Annotated in this window: 25 protein-coding genes and 1 tRNA gene; 12 read left to right on the plus strand and 14 right to left on the minus strand. The window is 39.4% G+C overall.

Annotated features, from left to right (window positions below):
- Window positions 1–138: 138 nt before the first annotated feature.
- On the plus strand, window positions 139–357 hold the full coding sequence (locus RB151_RS16435; protein ID WP_071548494.1) for a hypothetical protein: 219 nt from the start codon (window positions 139–141) through the stop codon (window positions 355–357).
- On the opposite strand, the gene RB151_RS16440 is transcribed toward RB151_RS16435, so the two are convergent.
- The 12 genes from RB151_RS16440 to RB151_RS16505 all read right to left on the minus strand — a co-directional run bounded on the left by RB151_RS16440 (window position 344) and on the right by RB151_RS16505 (window position 6,929).
- Window positions 344–730, minus strand: coding sequence for a DUF1327 domain-containing protein (locus RB151_RS16440; RefSeq protein ID WP_071548496.1), 387 nt, complete (start codon window positions 728–730; stop codon window positions 344–346). The two genes, RB151_RS16435 and RB151_RS16440, sit on opposite strands and share 14 nt — an antisense overlap.
- 17 nt (window positions 731–747) lie before the next feature.
- Window positions 748–966 (minus strand): hypothetical protein, encoded by a 219-nt coding sequence (locus RB151_RS16445; protein ID WP_071548867.1) that lies wholly within the window; start codon window positions 964–966, stop codon window positions 748–750.
- A gap of 667 nt (window positions 967–1,633) precedes the next feature.
- Window positions 1,634–2,032, minus strand: a complete 399-nt coding sequence (locus tag RB151_RS16450; RefSeq protein ID WP_071548497.1) for an antiterminator Q family protein — start codon at window positions 2,030–2,032, stop codon at window positions 1,634–1,636.
- Window positions 2,033–2,063: 31 nt separating this feature from the next.
- A complete protein-coding gene (locus RB151_RS24640) occupies window positions 2,064–2,603 on the minus strand; it encodes a DUF968 domain-containing protein (RefSeq protein ID WP_071548499.1) in 540 nt (179 codons plus the stop codon).
- A complete protein-coding gene (locus tag RB151_RS16460) occupies window positions 2,600–2,986 on the minus strand; it encodes a RusA family crossover junction endodeoxyribonuclease (protein WP_071548501.1) in 387 nt (128 codons plus the stop codon). The genes RB151_RS24640 and RB151_RS16460 overlap by 4 nt, the downstream gene beginning before the upstream one ends.
- A gap of 356 nt (window positions 2,987–3,342) precedes the next feature.
- Window positions 3,343–3,810 carry a hypothetical protein gene (locus RB151_RS16470; RefSeq protein ID WP_071548503.1) on the minus strand — a complete coding sequence of 156 codons (468 nt, stop codon included), beginning with the start codon at window positions 3,808–3,810 and terminating at the stop codon, window positions 3,343–3,345.
- 1 nt (window position 3,811) lies between these two features.
- Window positions 3,812–4,450, minus strand: a complete 639-nt coding sequence (locus RB151_RS16475; protein ID WP_048608715.1) for a phage N-6-adenine-methyltransferase — start codon at window positions 4,448–4,450, stop codon at window positions 3,812–3,814.
- Window positions 4,450–4,698 carry a hypothetical protein gene (locus tag RB151_RS24440; RefSeq protein ID WP_237071480.1) on the minus strand — a complete coding sequence of 83 codons (249 nt, stop codon included), beginning with the start codon at window positions 4,696–4,698 and terminating at the stop codon, window positions 4,450–4,452. Before RB151_RS24440 ends, RB151_RS16475 begins: the two co-directional genes overlap by 1 nt.
- Window positions 4,695–5,756, minus strand: coding sequence for a conserved phage C-terminal domain-containing protein (locus RB151_RS24445; RefSeq protein ID WP_071548504.1), 1,062 nt, complete (start codon window positions 5,754–5,756; stop codon window positions 4,695–4,697). The genes RB151_RS24440 and RB151_RS24445 overlap by 4 nt, the downstream gene beginning before the upstream one ends.
- A gap of 9 nt (window positions 5,757–5,765) precedes the next feature.
- Window positions 5,766–5,945, minus strand: a complete 180-nt coding sequence (locus tag RB151_RS16490; RefSeq protein WP_071548505.1) for a DUF4222 domain-containing protein — start codon at window positions 5,943–5,945, stop codon at window positions 5,766–5,768.
- A gap of 282 nt (window positions 5,946–6,227) precedes the next feature.
- The gene (locus tag RB151_RS16500) at window positions 6,228–6,686 is read right to left on the minus strand and encodes a YmfL family putative regulatory protein (RefSeq protein ID WP_071548507.1); all 459 of its coding nucleotides are present in this window, start codon (window positions 6,684–6,686) and stop codon (window positions 6,228–6,230) included.
- A 57-nt stretch (window positions 6,687–6,743) separates the two neighbouring features.
- Window positions 6,744–6,929 carry a Cro/CI family transcriptional regulator gene (locus tag RB151_RS16505; RefSeq protein WP_071548508.1) on the minus strand — a complete coding sequence of 62 codons (186 nt, stop codon included), beginning with the start codon at window positions 6,927–6,929 and terminating at the stop codon, window positions 6,744–6,746.
- A gap of 102 nt (window positions 6,930–7,031) precedes the next feature.
- Between RB151_RS16505 and RB151_RS16510 the strand changes: the two genes are divergently transcribed.
- From RB151_RS16510 to RB151_RS16520, 3 genes are all read left to right on the plus strand, one after another.
- Window positions 7,032–7,664: a LexA family protein gene (locus RB151_RS16510; protein WP_071548509.1), complete on the plus strand. Its 633-nt coding sequence runs from the start codon at window positions 7,032–7,034 to the stop codon at window positions 7,662–7,664.
- Between the two features lie 98 nt (window positions 7,665–7,762).
- A complete protein-coding gene (locus tag RB151_RS16515; protein ID WP_071548510.1) occupies window positions 7,763–7,972 on the plus strand; it encodes a hypothetical protein in 210 nt (69 codons plus the stop codon).
- 29 nt (window positions 7,973–8,001) lie between these two features.
- Window positions 8,002–8,247 carry a hypothetical protein gene (locus RB151_RS16520; RefSeq protein ID WP_071548511.1) on the plus strand — a complete coding sequence of 82 codons (246 nt, stop codon included), beginning with the start codon at window positions 8,002–8,004 and terminating at the stop codon, window positions 8,245–8,247.
- On the opposite strand, the gene RB151_RS16525 is transcribed toward RB151_RS16520, so the two are convergent.
- Window positions 8,222–8,530, minus strand: a complete 309-nt coding sequence (locus tag RB151_RS16525) for a hypothetical protein (RefSeq protein WP_237071482.1) — start codon at window positions 8,528–8,530, stop codon at window positions 8,222–8,224. The genes RB151_RS16520 and RB151_RS16525 overlap by 26 nt on opposite strands.
- A 33-nt stretch (window positions 8,531–8,563) precedes the next feature.
- On the opposite strand from RB151_RS16525, the gene csrA reads away from it, so the two are divergent.
- From csrA to RB151_RS16565, 8 genes are all read left to right on the plus strand, one after another.
- Window positions 8,564–8,752, plus strand: a complete 189-nt coding sequence (csrA, locus tag RB151_RS16530; protein WP_071548870.1) for a carbon storage regulator CsrA — start codon at window positions 8,564–8,566, stop codon at window positions 8,750–8,752.
- A 152-nt stretch (window positions 8,753–8,904) separates the two neighbouring features.
- The gene (gene rdgC / locus RB151_RS16535) at window positions 8,905–9,807 is read left to right on the plus strand and encodes a recombination-associated protein RdgC (protein WP_071548512.1); all 903 of its coding nucleotides are present in this window, start codon (window positions 8,905–8,907) and stop codon (window positions 9,805–9,807) included.
- An 82-nt stretch (window positions 9,808–9,889) separates the two neighbouring features.
- Window positions 9,890–10,666 carry a hypothetical protein gene (locus RB151_RS16540; protein WP_071548513.1) on the plus strand — a complete coding sequence of 259 codons (777 nt, stop codon included), beginning with the start codon at window positions 9,890–9,892 and terminating at the stop codon, window positions 10,664–10,666.
- Between the two features lie 14 nt (window positions 10,667–10,680).
- On the plus strand, window positions 10,681–11,151 hold the full coding sequence (locus RB151_RS16545; protein ID WP_081363970.1) for a hypothetical protein: 471 nt from the start codon (window positions 10,681–10,683) through the stop codon (window positions 11,149–11,151).
- Window positions 11,152–11,153: 2 nt separating this feature from the next.
- Entirely contained in the window at window positions 11,154–11,825 is a 672-nt protein-coding gene (locus tag RB151_RS16550) for a hypothetical protein (protein WP_071548515.1), read from the plus strand.
- Between the two features lie 2 nt (window positions 11,826–11,827).
- Window positions 11,828–12,376, plus strand: coding sequence for a hypothetical protein (locus tag RB151_RS16555; RefSeq protein ID WP_071548516.1), 549 nt, complete (start codon window positions 11,828–11,830; stop codon window positions 12,374–12,376).
- The gene (locus RB151_RS16560; RefSeq protein ID WP_071548517.1) at window positions 12,366–12,938 is read left to right on the plus strand and encodes a 3'-5' exonuclease; all 573 of its coding nucleotides are present in this window, start codon (window positions 12,366–12,368) and stop codon (window positions 12,936–12,938) included. The genes RB151_RS16555 and RB151_RS16560 overlap by 11 nt, the downstream gene beginning before the upstream one ends.
- Window positions 12,939–12,974: 36 nt before the next feature.
- Window positions 12,975–13,190 (plus strand): helix-turn-helix transcriptional regulator, encoded by a 216-nt coding sequence (locus RB151_RS16565; protein ID WP_071548518.1) that lies wholly within the window; start codon window positions 12,975–12,977, stop codon window positions 13,188–13,190.
- Window positions 13,191–13,266: 76 nt separating this feature from the next.
- Here RB151_RS16565 and RB151_RS16570 read toward each other — a convergent pair.
- A tRNA-Arg gene (locus tag RB151_RS16570) sits at window positions 13,267–13,343 on the minus strand.
- Window positions 13,344–13,518: the final 175 nt, after the last annotated feature.

The raw sequence follows: 13,518 nt of genomic DNA on the forward strand, positions 1-13,518 counted from the left end.
CTTGATTTAATAGAAATCCACCAGCTACAGAAGCTAATGTGGGTTAATGAATTCAGTTGATATTTAGGTTAAGTTAGAGGTTCAGCCCTATGTGACTTACCGAAGGGATGGCTGATTAACTTCGGTGTGAGGAAATTTATGCAATATAGTAATAATTTAGATACTAGCGCGAGATTGTATGCTATTGAATCTGCCCTTGCTTATACAATCACGGCTATATCCCACAAGACCCCGTCAGTTAAAAACAATATAGTTAATGCGTTGAGATTTGATTCAGATAATAATAATTCAGCTACTAAAGAAGCTCTTTTAGCCCTTGCCGCACTCATTGAGTCATTTGAAGTTACACAGAGTTAGCTTCAATAGTACCTCTGACGTTCATGGCACAGCTCGCTTTCGCTTGCATGTCAGTGAGCTGTTTTTCTAATGCTATTACGCGCTCTTCTAGGCTTGGACCACTAGTGACAATAACGCCTGAAAATTCAGCTTTATTTTGATGTAAATCGCCTTGTACGGCATCTTCCGCAATATCTGCAATGACTGCTTTTGCCTTCTTAATTGCTTCAGCACGGTAATAATCAATATCTTCACCGTCTTTCTTTTCAACCCGTACTGTTAGTGTAAAAATCGGCAGTAAATTAAAATTACTTGGCGCAACACAAACCTGAACATTGATAGCTGAATCAGTGTGGGTGAAGTCATTTGCACTATATTCATACTTTTTACTCATAACCACCTCTCTCACTTTTAATTAATAAACTTAGCTGTAACACCTGTATTTTCACCCTCACTATGAGTGATAGTGACAACCAAATCATCAGATGTGCCGTTAACACGATATTTCCGAGCAAACTGAGTGCTTGTTTTTCCATAAAAGGCATCTTTGACCAGGCGCTCTCCGTTTTGGTGTACTTCAAAAGAGACGGAGCCATTGAGCTTCGTCACCGTAACTTGGATTGTTTTCATTTGGCGCCCTCTTAAATAGAAAAAGGCCACGCAATGCGCAGCCCTTGGAATAATTTTTGGAATATTTTGTTGTTCGAAATGGTGTTGTGGAGGCATACGCTGAGAGTGTATGCATTCAGGCTCCCCATGGCGTGTGTGCTTCTATCCTGATAAGTACAGTTAACCCATGCGAGTTAGCCAATCAGCCTTGGCATTCTCCACAATGAAAACCCTACTCGCTTTAATGCCGCTATGTGCAAGATAGAAGCTGACAAATAGAGTTTTCATTGCCTAGAAAGCAAAAAACCCGCCATTGCTGACGGGTTTGATTAGGGTTGATTATCTTACAACTGATGTAGTTCGCAAATTAAATATAGTTCACAGTTTAAATTGCGCAAGCTCAACTCTTCAGCTACTAATTACTTTACCCAATGTGGAATAGCGACAAATAGAAGAACTAATACCAGTGCAGCTACCGCTACCTGTAATACATGAAAGATCCCCATAAATACAATCCCTTTATAATCAGCAATTAATCAATCACTTGTTATATAAAAGTAGCTATATTTTGTGGATTGTAAAGAAACTATGCGCTAAAAAGCAAAAACCCCGCACAAATGGCGAGGTTTCATTCTATAAGTTAGGTGACAACGTATTCACTCTTATCACAATATATTGAGTTTTGTAATTACGCAAGCCCATATATACACTCTTTTCTAACTTCTCTGTCCATTTCCAGTGTTATTTCGGCAATTGCTAGGCACCCTTCCACAAAACCCTCTGCATACTGTAGCCTCTTTGCAACTTCGTTATGGGATATCCCTAATTTTTTTTCTAGCGTTCTTAATGTGCAGTTTTTTACGTAATAAAGAATAACTAATTGAAATAAATATGAATTACTCTTTTTCAATCTATTAACGGCGGCATCAACCGCAATACCATCATCATCACAGCAGCTTTCTCTCGTTTTTTTTGTGCTTGGAAGTAAACCTTTAAAGCCAGCAGCTACGGAAGAATAATCAACGTCACTATTCCCCTCATGAGCCCATGTGCCCCATTTCTGTAAAACTAACTGAATATCTCTCATGCAAAAAGTCTCCTGCGTTCCGCACAACGCATTAACCGAAAACACCTAATGCCGCTGAACGGTCTAGGAATCGAAATAAAAAATCTATTTGGCTTCCATGCTCCCTTTCCCATTCCCTCGGATCTTTATGCAACTCGCTGTGGTGAACTCTACACAATGGAATAGTGAACAAATCATGAGCCTTAGTACCCATTCCGCCCTGACCATGACCGATTAGGTGATGTGCATCGTCCGATGTAGCACCGCATACGCAACATGGCTGTGATTTAACCCACTGCAGGTATTTATCATTTGTCCAGCGCAGTAGTTTTGGCTTTAGCATAAAACTAGCTGGTGGCTCCGGATCGATGGTTAAATTTAATACAGGTTTTGATACCCGTTCATCACCAACTACGCCGCTGAGGTATTGGTCAGAAAGAGAGATAAGGCCTGATGGTTTATGTTTTAGCTCCTCAGGTAAAGTCATGAGCAACATTCTTCCACTGAATGTATTTAAATGTGCTCCTGGTCTAAATATCACCGCACTAAGCTCAGGTATTAATATTGGAGTTAATATCCATTGGTGGCTCATGATATTTTCTCCAATTCTGCATTGAAAGGCCTTATCTCAATTTCAAATCGACCACCTTTAACTACCTCACACCAAGTGATATCAACATGCTTAACTTGCTCATCGTCTTTCCAAATATTGGCATGGGTGATGGCGTCAAATGGTGCTTTTAGATAGTTATCAATATCTCTTCTGTGATAAGTGGGTGGGTACATCTTCACAATGACGGATACATTTTCAGTAATTACCCTAGGCCTTGGTCTTAATTGGGTATAAATAGCAGCTATTGCACTAGCCCGAAATGCACGCCCTTTTGCACTGATTAACGTTTTACCGTTGATATTCCGCCAGCAAGCATTAACACTAGGTGGAAATGGGAGTATTAAAGTAATTGAAGAATTCATTTTGATACCACCTCATTCCAAATTCTTACCGCTTCTGTCCTATCATTTATTGCAGGGCTTTTTTTCCCGCAGCTATGACAATAAACATAAAACCAAGTGCGGTATTCGAGGGTAAGAATATGCAGATCTTCACTGCCGCATTTGCACTGATGAATTTCATCCACGACTGCCTCCCGATTTCTTTTTCAGTAACATGGGAATGCAGATATAAATAGCAAAGGGAATAATTAGATAAACCATGAATGAAGCTACTAGAAAGCTGACAGGTAAATAAATCAATTCAAATCCCACAGCGGCCCATCCTGAAATCATAGTTATTAAAAACAGTAATCTAGTATTCATGAAATAACCGATAATCACGCTCTCACCTCCGCCAGCAACTGATCTAATTGCTTTAGTGATTGGTTTCCCATATCGCCTATGTAAGCCTTTTCGACAACTTTAATGCCACACTCGAATCGAGGCTCAGGCTCACACTTCTTGATTTCGTCCACTTTTTTAGGCTCAGCTGGTGGCTGCGCTTTAAGCTTTTCTGCCCTCTTTGGTTTTTCCTTCTCCTCTAACTTTGTCTCCCACGCTGCCTTTAGCTTTGTAATTGCATGGGGATCGATGCTGTATTGCTTTGACCTCTGCTTAGTTTTCCCTGCAGGGAAATTGCCGACATATTTTATGCAGCCAATTTTTTCCAGCATTTCAAAAGTTCGGTGTGCAGCGGATGGTGAATAACTAGCAACATTTTTTAGGATCGCTGCATTTATTGTTTTAAATTCGCGTCCAATCCTAATGACTTCAATTCCTTGCGTGTATTGGTATTCAGTTATCATTTTATGCAGCCACCCTCTTCGCTAACCACCTAACTTGCTCTATGAATATTCTGCCTCGTTCCTCTAGATCCTCACGCTTGATATAATCAAATGGTTTACCTGTCCATGACTTATCAAAAACGACAATAGCGCCAGCAAAGAATGCCCCCGTTGGCTTCTGTTTATCATCTGATGGGTTAAACCACGCAGGGAGCTCAAACCCAATACGACCGCGAATAAAGCAAACATGATCTGCATTTTCTGGCCACCAGCTTTCACTTGTTGCCGCCTTCAGAAGAAAAACATAGCGACCGCCTTTCTCTCTCATTGCAAAGGCGTGGTTCATTATGTGGCCAACACCCGTTATAGCCTGTTTTTCGTGATATGAACTGCGTGAATATGGTGGATTACCAAATGCAGCACCGCCAACTTCTTTTAGCTTTTCCGACCAGTCTTGAGTTAAAGCATTATCTTCTGCAGTGTAGAAGTTAGGTGCCTTAGTGTTTTTACCGTCAGTAAATAAATCGAGTTTGAATAGCCCATATATCGAGCTGATACCCCAGTACAACTCATCGGGTGTACACCACTGATCCCCAATTTCATTAAGCTTATGTCGTGGTTTAGCTTTAAGTGCCTCGAGGCTTTGAATGTATTTATTCATCAGATAGCCCCTCGCTGCTGGTGGGATTTAACATACTCGCGCATATGCTTATAACGCTGCTGAACTTGAAAATGGTCAGCATGATGGTCTAAGTGGCGAAACTTCCTGCAGGTCACCAAGTCACGACGAGATTGATTCCATCTGTTACGAAGCTTGCGAATAGTGCTCCATTTACGTAGCTGTTTGAACATGGCAATCATGCCTAGCACGTCAACGCCATAGATTGTTTTAGTTTCACTACGCATCATGCTGTCACCTCTTTCGCTGCTAGCTCTGCTGCCTGTTGCCAAATACCTAACCATGCCTTGCGACCTACAAAATCCGACATGTTACGAACACCCTGTTTACCCGCTAATTCAGCTGCGATTTCTTCCGTCCGATTTTTAGGGGTTAACCTAGAACCAATGATCCGTGTGTAAGCATTGTCACGTTCTACCGGATCGATACTTACAGCAACTTCACCAGGCTTGAGCCATTTGCCGTTAACACAGACGGGGCGACCAGCCTCACTCCATTTCTGAGCTTTTTCAAAGTACTCCATGCAGTTTTCAGGGCTAAATAATGTTTTCGGGCGTAGGTAATCACTCATTCTTGAGTCATTTAGCCACTTGGCTGTGATGTAGTCAGTCACCAGAATTAAATCCTCTGAGGTGTAATTTTCAGCTAGACGGGCTCTGATATGACCCATAGTTGTTTTACCATCGCGATAACTTGAGTTAGTGACCTTGTTGAAATGATCTAAAACAGCTTGCGCATGGTCGGGCTCAGCATGAGCCTGACAAAAAGAGTTACTCTCTGTTGTAATCTCTTGTGTATTCTCTGTAGTACTCTCTGTAAGATCAGGGCAATTTGACCCGTTCGATGAGGTCATTTTGGTACTGTTCGAACATTTCATTTTGCGCTTATCGATGGGTTCATTTTGACCTGTTCGAGAGGCTTCGGCTGAACTGTTCGATGAGTTCAATTTGACCTCATCGGATAACAACGCATGTTCATAATTTATAGAGTAATAATTTGTGCGGTCATGGGTGCGTTTATTGATTTGCTCAATATTTAATACGCCCAATTTTTTTAAATTGTTAAATGCACGTTTAATTGTGGATTCGGAAAAATACGGGAATTGTTCACGCCATTCTTCAATAGTGTTATAAACCCAGCGCCTACCGTCATGATCAACACCTGACGAGGTTTCAGATAGCCAGTATTGAACTTGCTGAAGCAATAAAGCCTCATTCAAGCCCAAGCGAACCGCCAGCTCAGGTATAACAATTTGTGGGCGGGTTTTAAGGAGTAATAAGCTACTCATACAGCCACCTTACTTAACTTCTGTGTAATATTTTTTGAATTGTTCGAGGGGCTCGAAACAGGGGTGCTCATAGTCATCGAGCATGAAAACAACCCGTTGCCTTGGTTTGTCCCACTCAACAACATGGACAATACGACCTCGCTTATCTCGGAAGTAACGATTAAGGTTTTTATGCTTTTCATTGCTCACTAACCTCTCTCCCACTGCGGAAATAGTATTTAGCCCAGCTATCTCTTAGGGCTTTGCTATCTACCAATTGTTGTTCGGTCTGGTAGTTGCCCGACTCGTCAGCTGAGGTTATGATTTCTACATATTGAAACGGACCACATTTCGATACAGGTAAGCATCTAAATTGCTTTTTTGATTGAAATTGGTTTACACTGCTCATGCTAGTTACTCCACACAAGTTGTTATTAGCACCCGACGCCTCGGACCGCATATCTGGGGCGTCAACCTTTCTAGCTATGCTCATCATTGTTTAATCCCATAAACACTTTCCAAAGAACCAACAAACCCCAGCGCATAAGCAAAGACTTTTTCCATCTTTCGGTAGATAGCCTTTGTTTCATCTGGTGTTAGAACACCGTCAGAAATGCTGTCTTGAATCAATACAGATAACGCACCTTGCATAGCACCAAGGTTCATTCGAATTTCAAAGAGCTCGACTGCATCTAAATTCTCAGGCTCAACTTTTGTTGCAGGAACCATCGAGTGACGATCCATGTGATACTCCACCAGCGCTTTGGTACCTGATAATTCCTCAATTGCTTCAAGCTCATCGTTTTCAAAGAAACGACAGCCGTTTTTCTCATACAACTTGTTATTGAAAGTAGTTTCAGAAATACCCAATGCACCCGCCATCGCTGAACGACCACCAGGGAATGCTTTACACATTTCTTTCACGACTTCTTTTAATGTTTGTTTGCACATATCTACAATTCCGTTGTTTTGTTGGTAGTTAACTCAGTTAGTTGGTTTTGGTACTTTTTAATAGAGCGCTGGATTAAACTTAAGCCCACCTTTAGTTCTGTAATCAGCTTCGATAGCCCTACCTTTGGGTATCAATTGGTTAGGCCTTTTTTTCCATTGATAAAAAGCTTCTGGGCTAATACCGAAAAAATCGGCAGCTTTAGTCCCGCTTCCGAAATATTGTTCAACTTGATTTGTTGTCATACGACCCCCTTGCACTAAGAATACTTAGATAATAAAGCCGAATTTTATGTTGGTCAATAAAAAATAAGATAACTTAGGTTTTTAATGACTAATGGAGAGCTAATGGAAACGGTAGGAGAAAGAATTAAAAAAATGAGAAAAATATCCAAAACATCCCAGAAAGATTTAGGGAGGTTTTGTGGTGTCTCTGACGTAGCTGTTGGTTACTGGGAAAGAGATCTTAACTTACCCAATGGAGAAGCATTAATTAAGCTGGCAAAATATTTCAATACATCAGAAGCTTACATCCTATATGGTATACCAACCAGAGATGCTGATGCTGTAGTTACTACAATCCAAAGAATACCTGTGCTGTCTTACGTTCAGGCTGGAATGTTTACTGATTACCCACCAGAAGAAATATTTAATGACGACCTAGAATATATTGAAACTAGCATGAAGGTATCGCCTATGGCGTTTTCGTTAATAGTAAAGGGTGATTCGATGACCAACCCATTGGGGATGCCATCAATACCGGAGGGAGCACATATTATTGTTGACCCGAACGTAGAGCCTATTAGTGGAAAGTTTGTTGTTGCAAGATTATCAGGCTCTAATGAAGTAACCGTTAAAAAATTAGTAATAGATGGACCGAGTAGATTTTTACTTCCTTTAAACCCCAGATATCCAAGCATCCCTATCAATGGAAACTGTGAAATAGTAGGCGTCGTCAGAAGTGTTCAGTTTGAACTCTAACCCTCCCAAGCAAAAATACTAAGATTATTTAGATTTCTTATTGACACAACCCCTAAGCTGGATTAGATTTATACCAAAGACAACTTAGGGGGTGTTCAATGCAAACTAATTCAAATGAACCAATCGTAACTTTTAGTGTGCCAATGTCGCAGGATGATGTGCGCGAGTGGACACTAGAAAAAGCCAAACAAATTAACAACCTGCAAAAACTACGTAACGAGCGTGATGAGCTGCAATCTAAACTCGAAAAGCTCGACGAAGAAATTGCAGAGTGCATGGATATGTGTGCGGTTACTGTTAGTGCTTAGCTAAATTTTAAATGTGTGGGGTATTAGGTATGTGTGACGCGGCAGATAAAAGCAAAGGCAACATCATTGAGCTAAAAATCAATGGCGCCACTGTGTGCTACTTGAACACTAAAGGCGCCGTATCTGTTGACTACTTATCATTTTTAGCGGCAACAACTGAGACTTTATATCTGGATAAGGTATCCCTTGAAAGCGAAGCTAATGCAAACGGAAAAACTATTCATCATAAAAATAAGGCATTTTCAACAACTAAAAATCCCAAAGGTTCTCAATAAGAACGTTAATTCTTATTATGTTTGCACCTTTGCCTTCTTTTAAATATTTATTAACAACACTTGATGAAAGATTTGTGTTCCATTCATCAAAGGAATGATCAGGAAAATGCTCATTGAAGATATTTTTGACCGCATATTCGCCACTTTTTACATCGGCAATCATGCCGCATTGAAAAAGGCATTTAGCAATTAACGTAGATTTAAGCATTAAAATATTCTCTTGGTTGTGTAGGGCTTCCAAGAATACCACAGCCGCCTGATGTGGATAAGTTAGTTCAGGCAACCTTATTAACTGTGTGGAGTGCTTAGTATGGGAATGCTTATTTTAACTCGTCGAGTCGGTGAAACTTTAATGATTGGTGATGATATTAAAGTCACTGTTTTGGGTCTGAACGGTAACCAAGTGCGGATTGGTATTGAAGCCCCAAAAGATGTTGCTGTACATCGTGAAGAAATTTATCAGCGTATCTTAGCTGAAAATAGTATTGCCACTGCTAGTGATTGACCCTTGTAGTTTTTGGCGGTATCGCACCGCCCTTTTTCATAATACATAAGGCCACTGACTTTATGTCAGTCCATACTAGGTAATATATCTTTATATATTGTCAGTGGTCTTATTTATTGTGTGGAGTTAATTATATTTGAGGAAAAAAATAAATGAAACGTTTTCCAATTACTAGCTGTGTTATTTTTAAGGCTGAATTACCCAGCGCTGAAGCTTTAGAAAATCATTTAAAAAAATTACCTTTTGTTGATATTTTAGAATCACACTCTATCAGCTATGGTTTTATTCCTAATAAAATCACAGGTGAATTAGTTACGCCAATTGAAGGTGGCTATATTATTACTTTTCGTATTGATGAAAAGATAATTCCTAAAGCTGCTATTACATTTGAAGTCAATAGACGCATTGAAAAATTGAAAGAACAAGGTATCGATGACTTTCTTGAAGCGGAGCTAAAACATGTTGCAATAGAAGAAATGCTAAAGATTGCTTTAACTAAAACAAAAATCATCACTGCTCTGTACCATGTTAAAAAGGGTTTCCTGTTTGTGTCCACAACGCGAAAGCCAGACCACCAAGCACTATTAGGTAGTTTAGTGAAAGCTTGCGGTACTGTAAAAACTGAAACTTTTCACATTGATGATGCAAAGAATGGGATTACAACACGGTTATCTAACCACATTGATAACCAACCACCAGCAGAGTGCTTTGGTCATGACCTTTATCCTGGCAATTTCCTTTTGCTGCAACGTAAGCTTGATAAAAAGCTAGAAACTCTAAAATATGATGCTGAACTTAATTTAATCAGTGAGCAAGTTAAAGATTCAATTGATAATCATTTTAAAGTTTGTTTAATTGAATTAAGTACCTTTGATATTAGCTTTAAACTTACTGATGATTTTGATTTTAAAAATATCAAACCGTTAATGGAAATAGACTATGACGGGGATAAAGTTTTTCGCTATCGATACACAAACGCTGTATTTATGTTTCACATGGTTAATACCATCGAGCTATTAATCGAATTATTAAAATATAAAGAAAAAACAGAATAACTATTTAACCAACACCAAGGAATTTAATTCTCTTTATTAAGAGACGGAATCTTATTATCTAAATTTGTGTGGAGTATTAATTATGTCTAAAGAATTAACATTACGTGAATTATTAACTCAACGTTGTGTTGAGTTTGCTAATAGCGAACAGGCCGTGGAAATTATTGATAAAGGTATCACTAAATTATTTACCAGTGTTGTTGATGATGCCTTTCGTTCCTATGGTGATTTTGGCAAAGCACTTAAAAAAGCAATGGAAAGTGCCCTGCCAAACAATATAGAAGATATGGTTGATTTGAAAAAATACAACACGCTGGTTACTGAGAAAATGCGCAACTCTTGGGAAAACTCAGGAATCGAAATGGACTTACAGGAAAAAGTTATTTCTTTAGTAAAAGACTTCACTAGTGAAGAGGAGTGCCCTAAATACATTAAAGCCTCTGATTTATGGGAAGCGTTTATTGAAGATAATAGTGAATCAGCAATGGAAAACCAATGGGAGTCACCGCAAGTCTTTATTAATGATGAGCATGATGGGTTTATTCAAGTCGGCATACATCCAGAAGAAAAGTCAACATCAAGATACTCGTCTAATTCAGTTAGCGCATATAGCTGTGATTATAGTTTCCATTTAAGTATTCAACGTACAGGGGGTTACCGCAGCGAACCTCTACTGCAGGATGGTAATAATGTTTATGAGTTAATTGGGGGTAAGGTAAATGACAGGATTTTAGGTAAGAAAATAGTTAAAGCATATTCCCGTTTCGACAAATTAGTCTTAGCTCTTTATTACGGTGGAAGTTTCTTGGTGTGGGATGAGTCACCAGAAGGTATTTGTTATAGCAATGGTTGGGATTAATGAGGGTATAAATTATGCAGCTTAGCCAAATTAATTTAATTTCCGCTATTTCTAATGAAATAGAAAAACAAATACCCGGCATACCTGCTGAACCTCGTTATATGAATGCCATTATTAAGGCTGCAACATTGGTTTGTGATGAATTCAAAAAGCCGCTTGTTAAAGCTTCTGAAGGTATGGGCCTTGCTGCATGGCTTGCTAGTGACGATGTAGGTTTGAGTTCTAAATATATGGCTTCCGTTCTTTCTGGTCAATTTAGCGCTCCACATCATTACCCTTGGGATGGTGCTGATTTAGGCCGCTGCATTCGATTACTAGAAGCCGTACCTGAACTAGCAAGCCAATTACATGAAATGAAAGCATGCTCACCTCAGTGGTCTGCTGTTATTGATAATTGGGAGAAATGGAAAGACCTCTACGAAGCTGGCGAAGGCAAAAAACTTTATCAAGAAATGAAATTAACTTACGAATCGTTAAGGGATTAAGCATGAAAGAGCGCGGAATTATTTTTAACTCAGAAATGGTACGCGCCATCCTTGATGGCCGTAAAACTCAAACTCGTAGAATAGTTAAACACCAGAGACACCCCAGCCAAGAAATAAAGCTTTGTGATGATGGTTTCTTTCACTGGTCAATGATTGGTTCTGAAAAGCCGCTAAGTACAATTAATTATGAGTATGGGCGAGTTGGTGATCGCCTTTGGGTTCGTGAGACTTTTGCGTTGCTTGGCAACGAAGATGGGATTTGTGTCGATTGGAATGACCAAATTGTTTATGAATCAGAAGAAGCAGCCAGAATTTATAAGGCCTCTTGTGAGCAAAAGAACGGTGATTACGGTTTATGGTCCATTCCTGATGATGCCGAATGGAAGCCCTATACTGATAATCATAAATATGATGGAACATGGCGACCATCAATACACATGCCTCGCTGGGCTTCACGTATAACGCTAGAAATTACTGATGTTCGAGTAGAGCGATTACAAGCAGCTAGCGACGATGATTTAAAAGCCGAAGGCTACCCGCTGGAGAGAGAGTTAACTGGCGGCAGTACAGATGCATTTTGTTGGTTTCGTCATTTATGGGATTCAGTTAGTAAACCTGACTGTAATTTTGAAAGTAATCCGTGGGTGTGGGTTATTGAATTTAAGCGAGTGTGATTATGAATAATAAAATGCTTGAATTAGCTAAAGAATTGAAGGCCGATGCGTTATTAACCCGTAGATATCAAATTGCAAAATGTTCTGTATGGAGTGACCAATTAATTGATCTGTGTGAGCATGTTGAGAAAATATCTCAAGCAAACGAAGATAGCACTAAATTAATTGAAGCCTTCTGTGCTGATGATGCTGAATGGCATAAGTTACTTAATGTAAGGGAGCAAGAAAATTCAACCTTAATTAGTTTAGTAGTTAAATTGGCTGACAAATGCACCAAAATGCAACAAGAAATTAAGCAATTACAGGGAGAACAATTCAACAAAGAACAAATGAAACTTGGCGTTCTGTTTGCGCGTAATCATTTAATTAGTGCTTATCGAGCTAACTTTATTGATTGCGATTTAAAAGAATTCGCTAAATTCATGAGTCTGTTATCTCACGTAGCAAATGAGTCAATTGATATTGAATTAATGATGGGTGATGTTCTTGCATGCAATGAACAAGCTGAAGAATGGATTAAAACTGAATTGGAGCGACGTAATGAAATTTAAACACTTAATGGTAGATCTGGAAACGATGAGCAATAAAGGCAATGCCGCTATTGTTTCTATTGGTGCAGTGGCTTTTGAACCCTCAACGGGTGAATTAGGTCCCGAATTCTATTTGACTGTTGATCTGGTTAGTTGCGAAAAGCTCGGCCTACATATTGATGCAGATACAGTTCTTTGGTGGATGAGACAAAGTAGTGAAGCAAGAGCAGCTATCGTTGATGAAGATTCTAGAACTATTCAATCGGCATTACTCGCCCTATCCGCTTTCGCTGAAGAGCATTTATCTGACAATGTATGTGTGTGGGGTAACGGTAGTGATTTTGACAATGTTGCCTTAGCTAGCGCTTACGCTGCATGTGATTTTAACCCGTTCTGGAAATTTTATAATAACCGTGATGTTCGTACCATTGTAGAACTAGGCCGTAACGCTGCTATTGATCCAAAGAAAACACTTCAGTTCGAAGGTGAGCAACACAACGCATTAGCTGATGCAATCCATCAGGCTAAGTATGTGTCTATTATCCACCAGCATTTAATTAAACCAGTTAACGACGATATTTAATTTTTAAATCTGTATGTGGCAGATGTGGAGATAATTATGAGTGATAGAATTCAAAGTAATTCGACCCATACAACATCAAGATACATTAAATGGAAAGAAATGATCCAGTTGACAGGAAAGAGTAAACCTACAATTTGGAGAATGTACGCTAAACGAAATGAGTTTCCTAAACCAGAAAGAACTAAAGGCGGTACGTTTTTAGGTTGGCCAGAACACGTTTATGAAGAGTGGGTCAGGAGCGAAAAGCTGTAATACTAACTTGACCCGTTACTTGACCCGCATCTCTTGCGGGCTTCTTTTTAAAATTACATAACTCATTGATTTTAAATGGTACGCCCTACAGGATTCGAACCTGTGACCTACGGCTTAGAAGGCCGTTGCTCTATCCAACTGAGCTAAGGGCGCATTGATAATGCAGGTAGCCTATATGGCTGATGGCGTTGAATTATACGGTTGCTGAGCGCCGAGTCAATGGCTTTTCGCTACTAAAATTACTAGATGCTCAATTTATGTAACAGTTTGAACTGACAATAGTGTGAAGTTCTGACAAAATAGAGATATTACCGTGTCTCATATATGG

This window comes from Providencia rettgeri, from assembly GCF_001874625.1.
In the GTDB taxonomy this organism is placed as follows: domain Bacteria; phylum Pseudomonadota; class Gammaproteobacteria; order Enterobacterales; family Enterobacteriaceae; genus Providencia; species Providencia huashanensis.

Bases quoted from the DNA above. Each gene is read 5' to 3' on its own strand.
- RB151_RS16435 (WP_071548494.1), top strand. From the start codon at position 139: ATGCAATATAGTAATAATTTAGATACTAGCGCGAGATTGTATGCTATT.
- RB151_RS16440 (WP_071548496.1), bottom strand. From the start codon at position 730: ATGAGTAAAAAGTATGAATATAGTGCAAATGACTTCACCCACACTGAT.
- RB151_RS16445 (WP_071548867.1), bottom strand. From the start codon at position 966: ATGAAAACAATCCAAGTTACGGTGACGAAGCTCAATGGCTCCGTCTCT.
- RB151_RS16450 (WP_071548497.1), bottom strand. From the start codon at position 2,032: ATGAGAGATATTCAGTTAGTTTTACAGAAATGGGGCACATGGGCTCAT.
- RB151_RS24640 (WP_071548499.1), bottom strand. From the start codon at position 2,603: ATGAGCCACCAATGGATATTAACTCCAATATTAATACCTGAGCTTAGT.
- RB151_RS16460 (WP_071548501.1), bottom strand. From the start codon at position 2,986: ATGAATTCTTCAATTACTTTAATACTCCCATTTCCACCTAGTGTTAAT.
- RB151_RS16470 (WP_071548503.1), bottom strand. From the start codon at position 3,810: ATGATAACTGAATACCAATACACGCAAGGAATTGAAGTCATTAGGATT.
- RB151_RS16475 (WP_048608715.1), bottom strand. From the start codon at position 4,450: ATGAATAAATACATTCAAAGCCTCGAGGCACTTAAAGCTAAACCACGA.
- RB151_RS24440 (WP_237071480.1), bottom strand. From the start codon at position 4,698: ATGATGCGTAGTGAAACTAAAACAATCTATGGCGTTGACGTGCTAGGC.
- RB151_RS24445 (WP_071548504.1), bottom strand. From the start codon at position 5,756: ATGAGTAGCTTATTACTCCTTAAAACCCGCCCACAAATTGTTATACCT.
- RB151_RS16500 (WP_071548507.1), bottom strand. From the start codon at position 6,686: ATGTGCAAACAAACATTAAAAGAAGTCGTGAAAGAAATGTGTAAAGCA.
- RB151_RS16505 (WP_071548508.1), bottom strand. From the start codon at position 6,929: ATGACAACAAATCAAGTTGAACAATATTTCGGAAGCGGGACTAAAGCT.
- RB151_RS16510 (WP_071548509.1), top strand. From the start codon at position 7,032: ATGGAAACGGTAGGAGAAAGAATTAAAAAAATGAGAAAAATATCCAAA.
- RB151_RS16515 (WP_071548510.1), top strand. From the start codon at position 7,763: ATGCAAACTAATTCAAATGAACCAATCGTAACTTTTAGTGTGCCAATG.
- RB151_RS16520 (WP_071548511.1), top strand. From the start codon at position 8,002: ATGTGTGACGCGGCAGATAAAAGCAAAGGCAACATCATTGAGCTAAAA.
- csrA (WP_071548870.1), top strand. From the start codon at position 8,564: ATGCTTATTTTAACTCGTCGAGTCGGTGAAACTTTAATGATTGGTGAT.
- rdgC (WP_071548512.1), top strand. From the start codon at position 8,905: ATGAAACGTTTTCCAATTACTAGCTGTGTTATTTTTAAGGCTGAATTA.
- RB151_RS16540 (WP_071548513.1), top strand. From the start codon at position 9,890: ATGTCTAAAGAATTAACATTACGTGAATTATTAACTCAACGTTGTGTT.
- RB151_RS16545 (WP_081363970.1), top strand. From the start codon at position 10,681: ATGCAGCTTAGCCAAATTAATTTAATTTCCGCTATTTCTAATGAAATA.
- RB151_RS16550 (WP_071548515.1), top strand. From the start codon at position 11,154: ATGAAAGAGCGCGGAATTATTTTTAACTCAGAAATGGTACGCGCCATC.
- RB151_RS16555 (WP_071548516.1), top strand. From the start codon at position 11,828: ATGAATAATAAAATGCTTGAATTAGCTAAAGAATTGAAGGCCGATGCG.
- RB151_RS16560 (WP_071548517.1), top strand. From the start codon at position 12,366: ATGAAATTTAAACACTTAATGGTAGATCTGGAAACGATGAGCAATAAA.
- RB151_RS16565 (WP_071548518.1), top strand. From the start codon at position 12,975: ATGAGTGATAGAATTCAAAGTAATTCGACCCATACAACATCAAGATAC.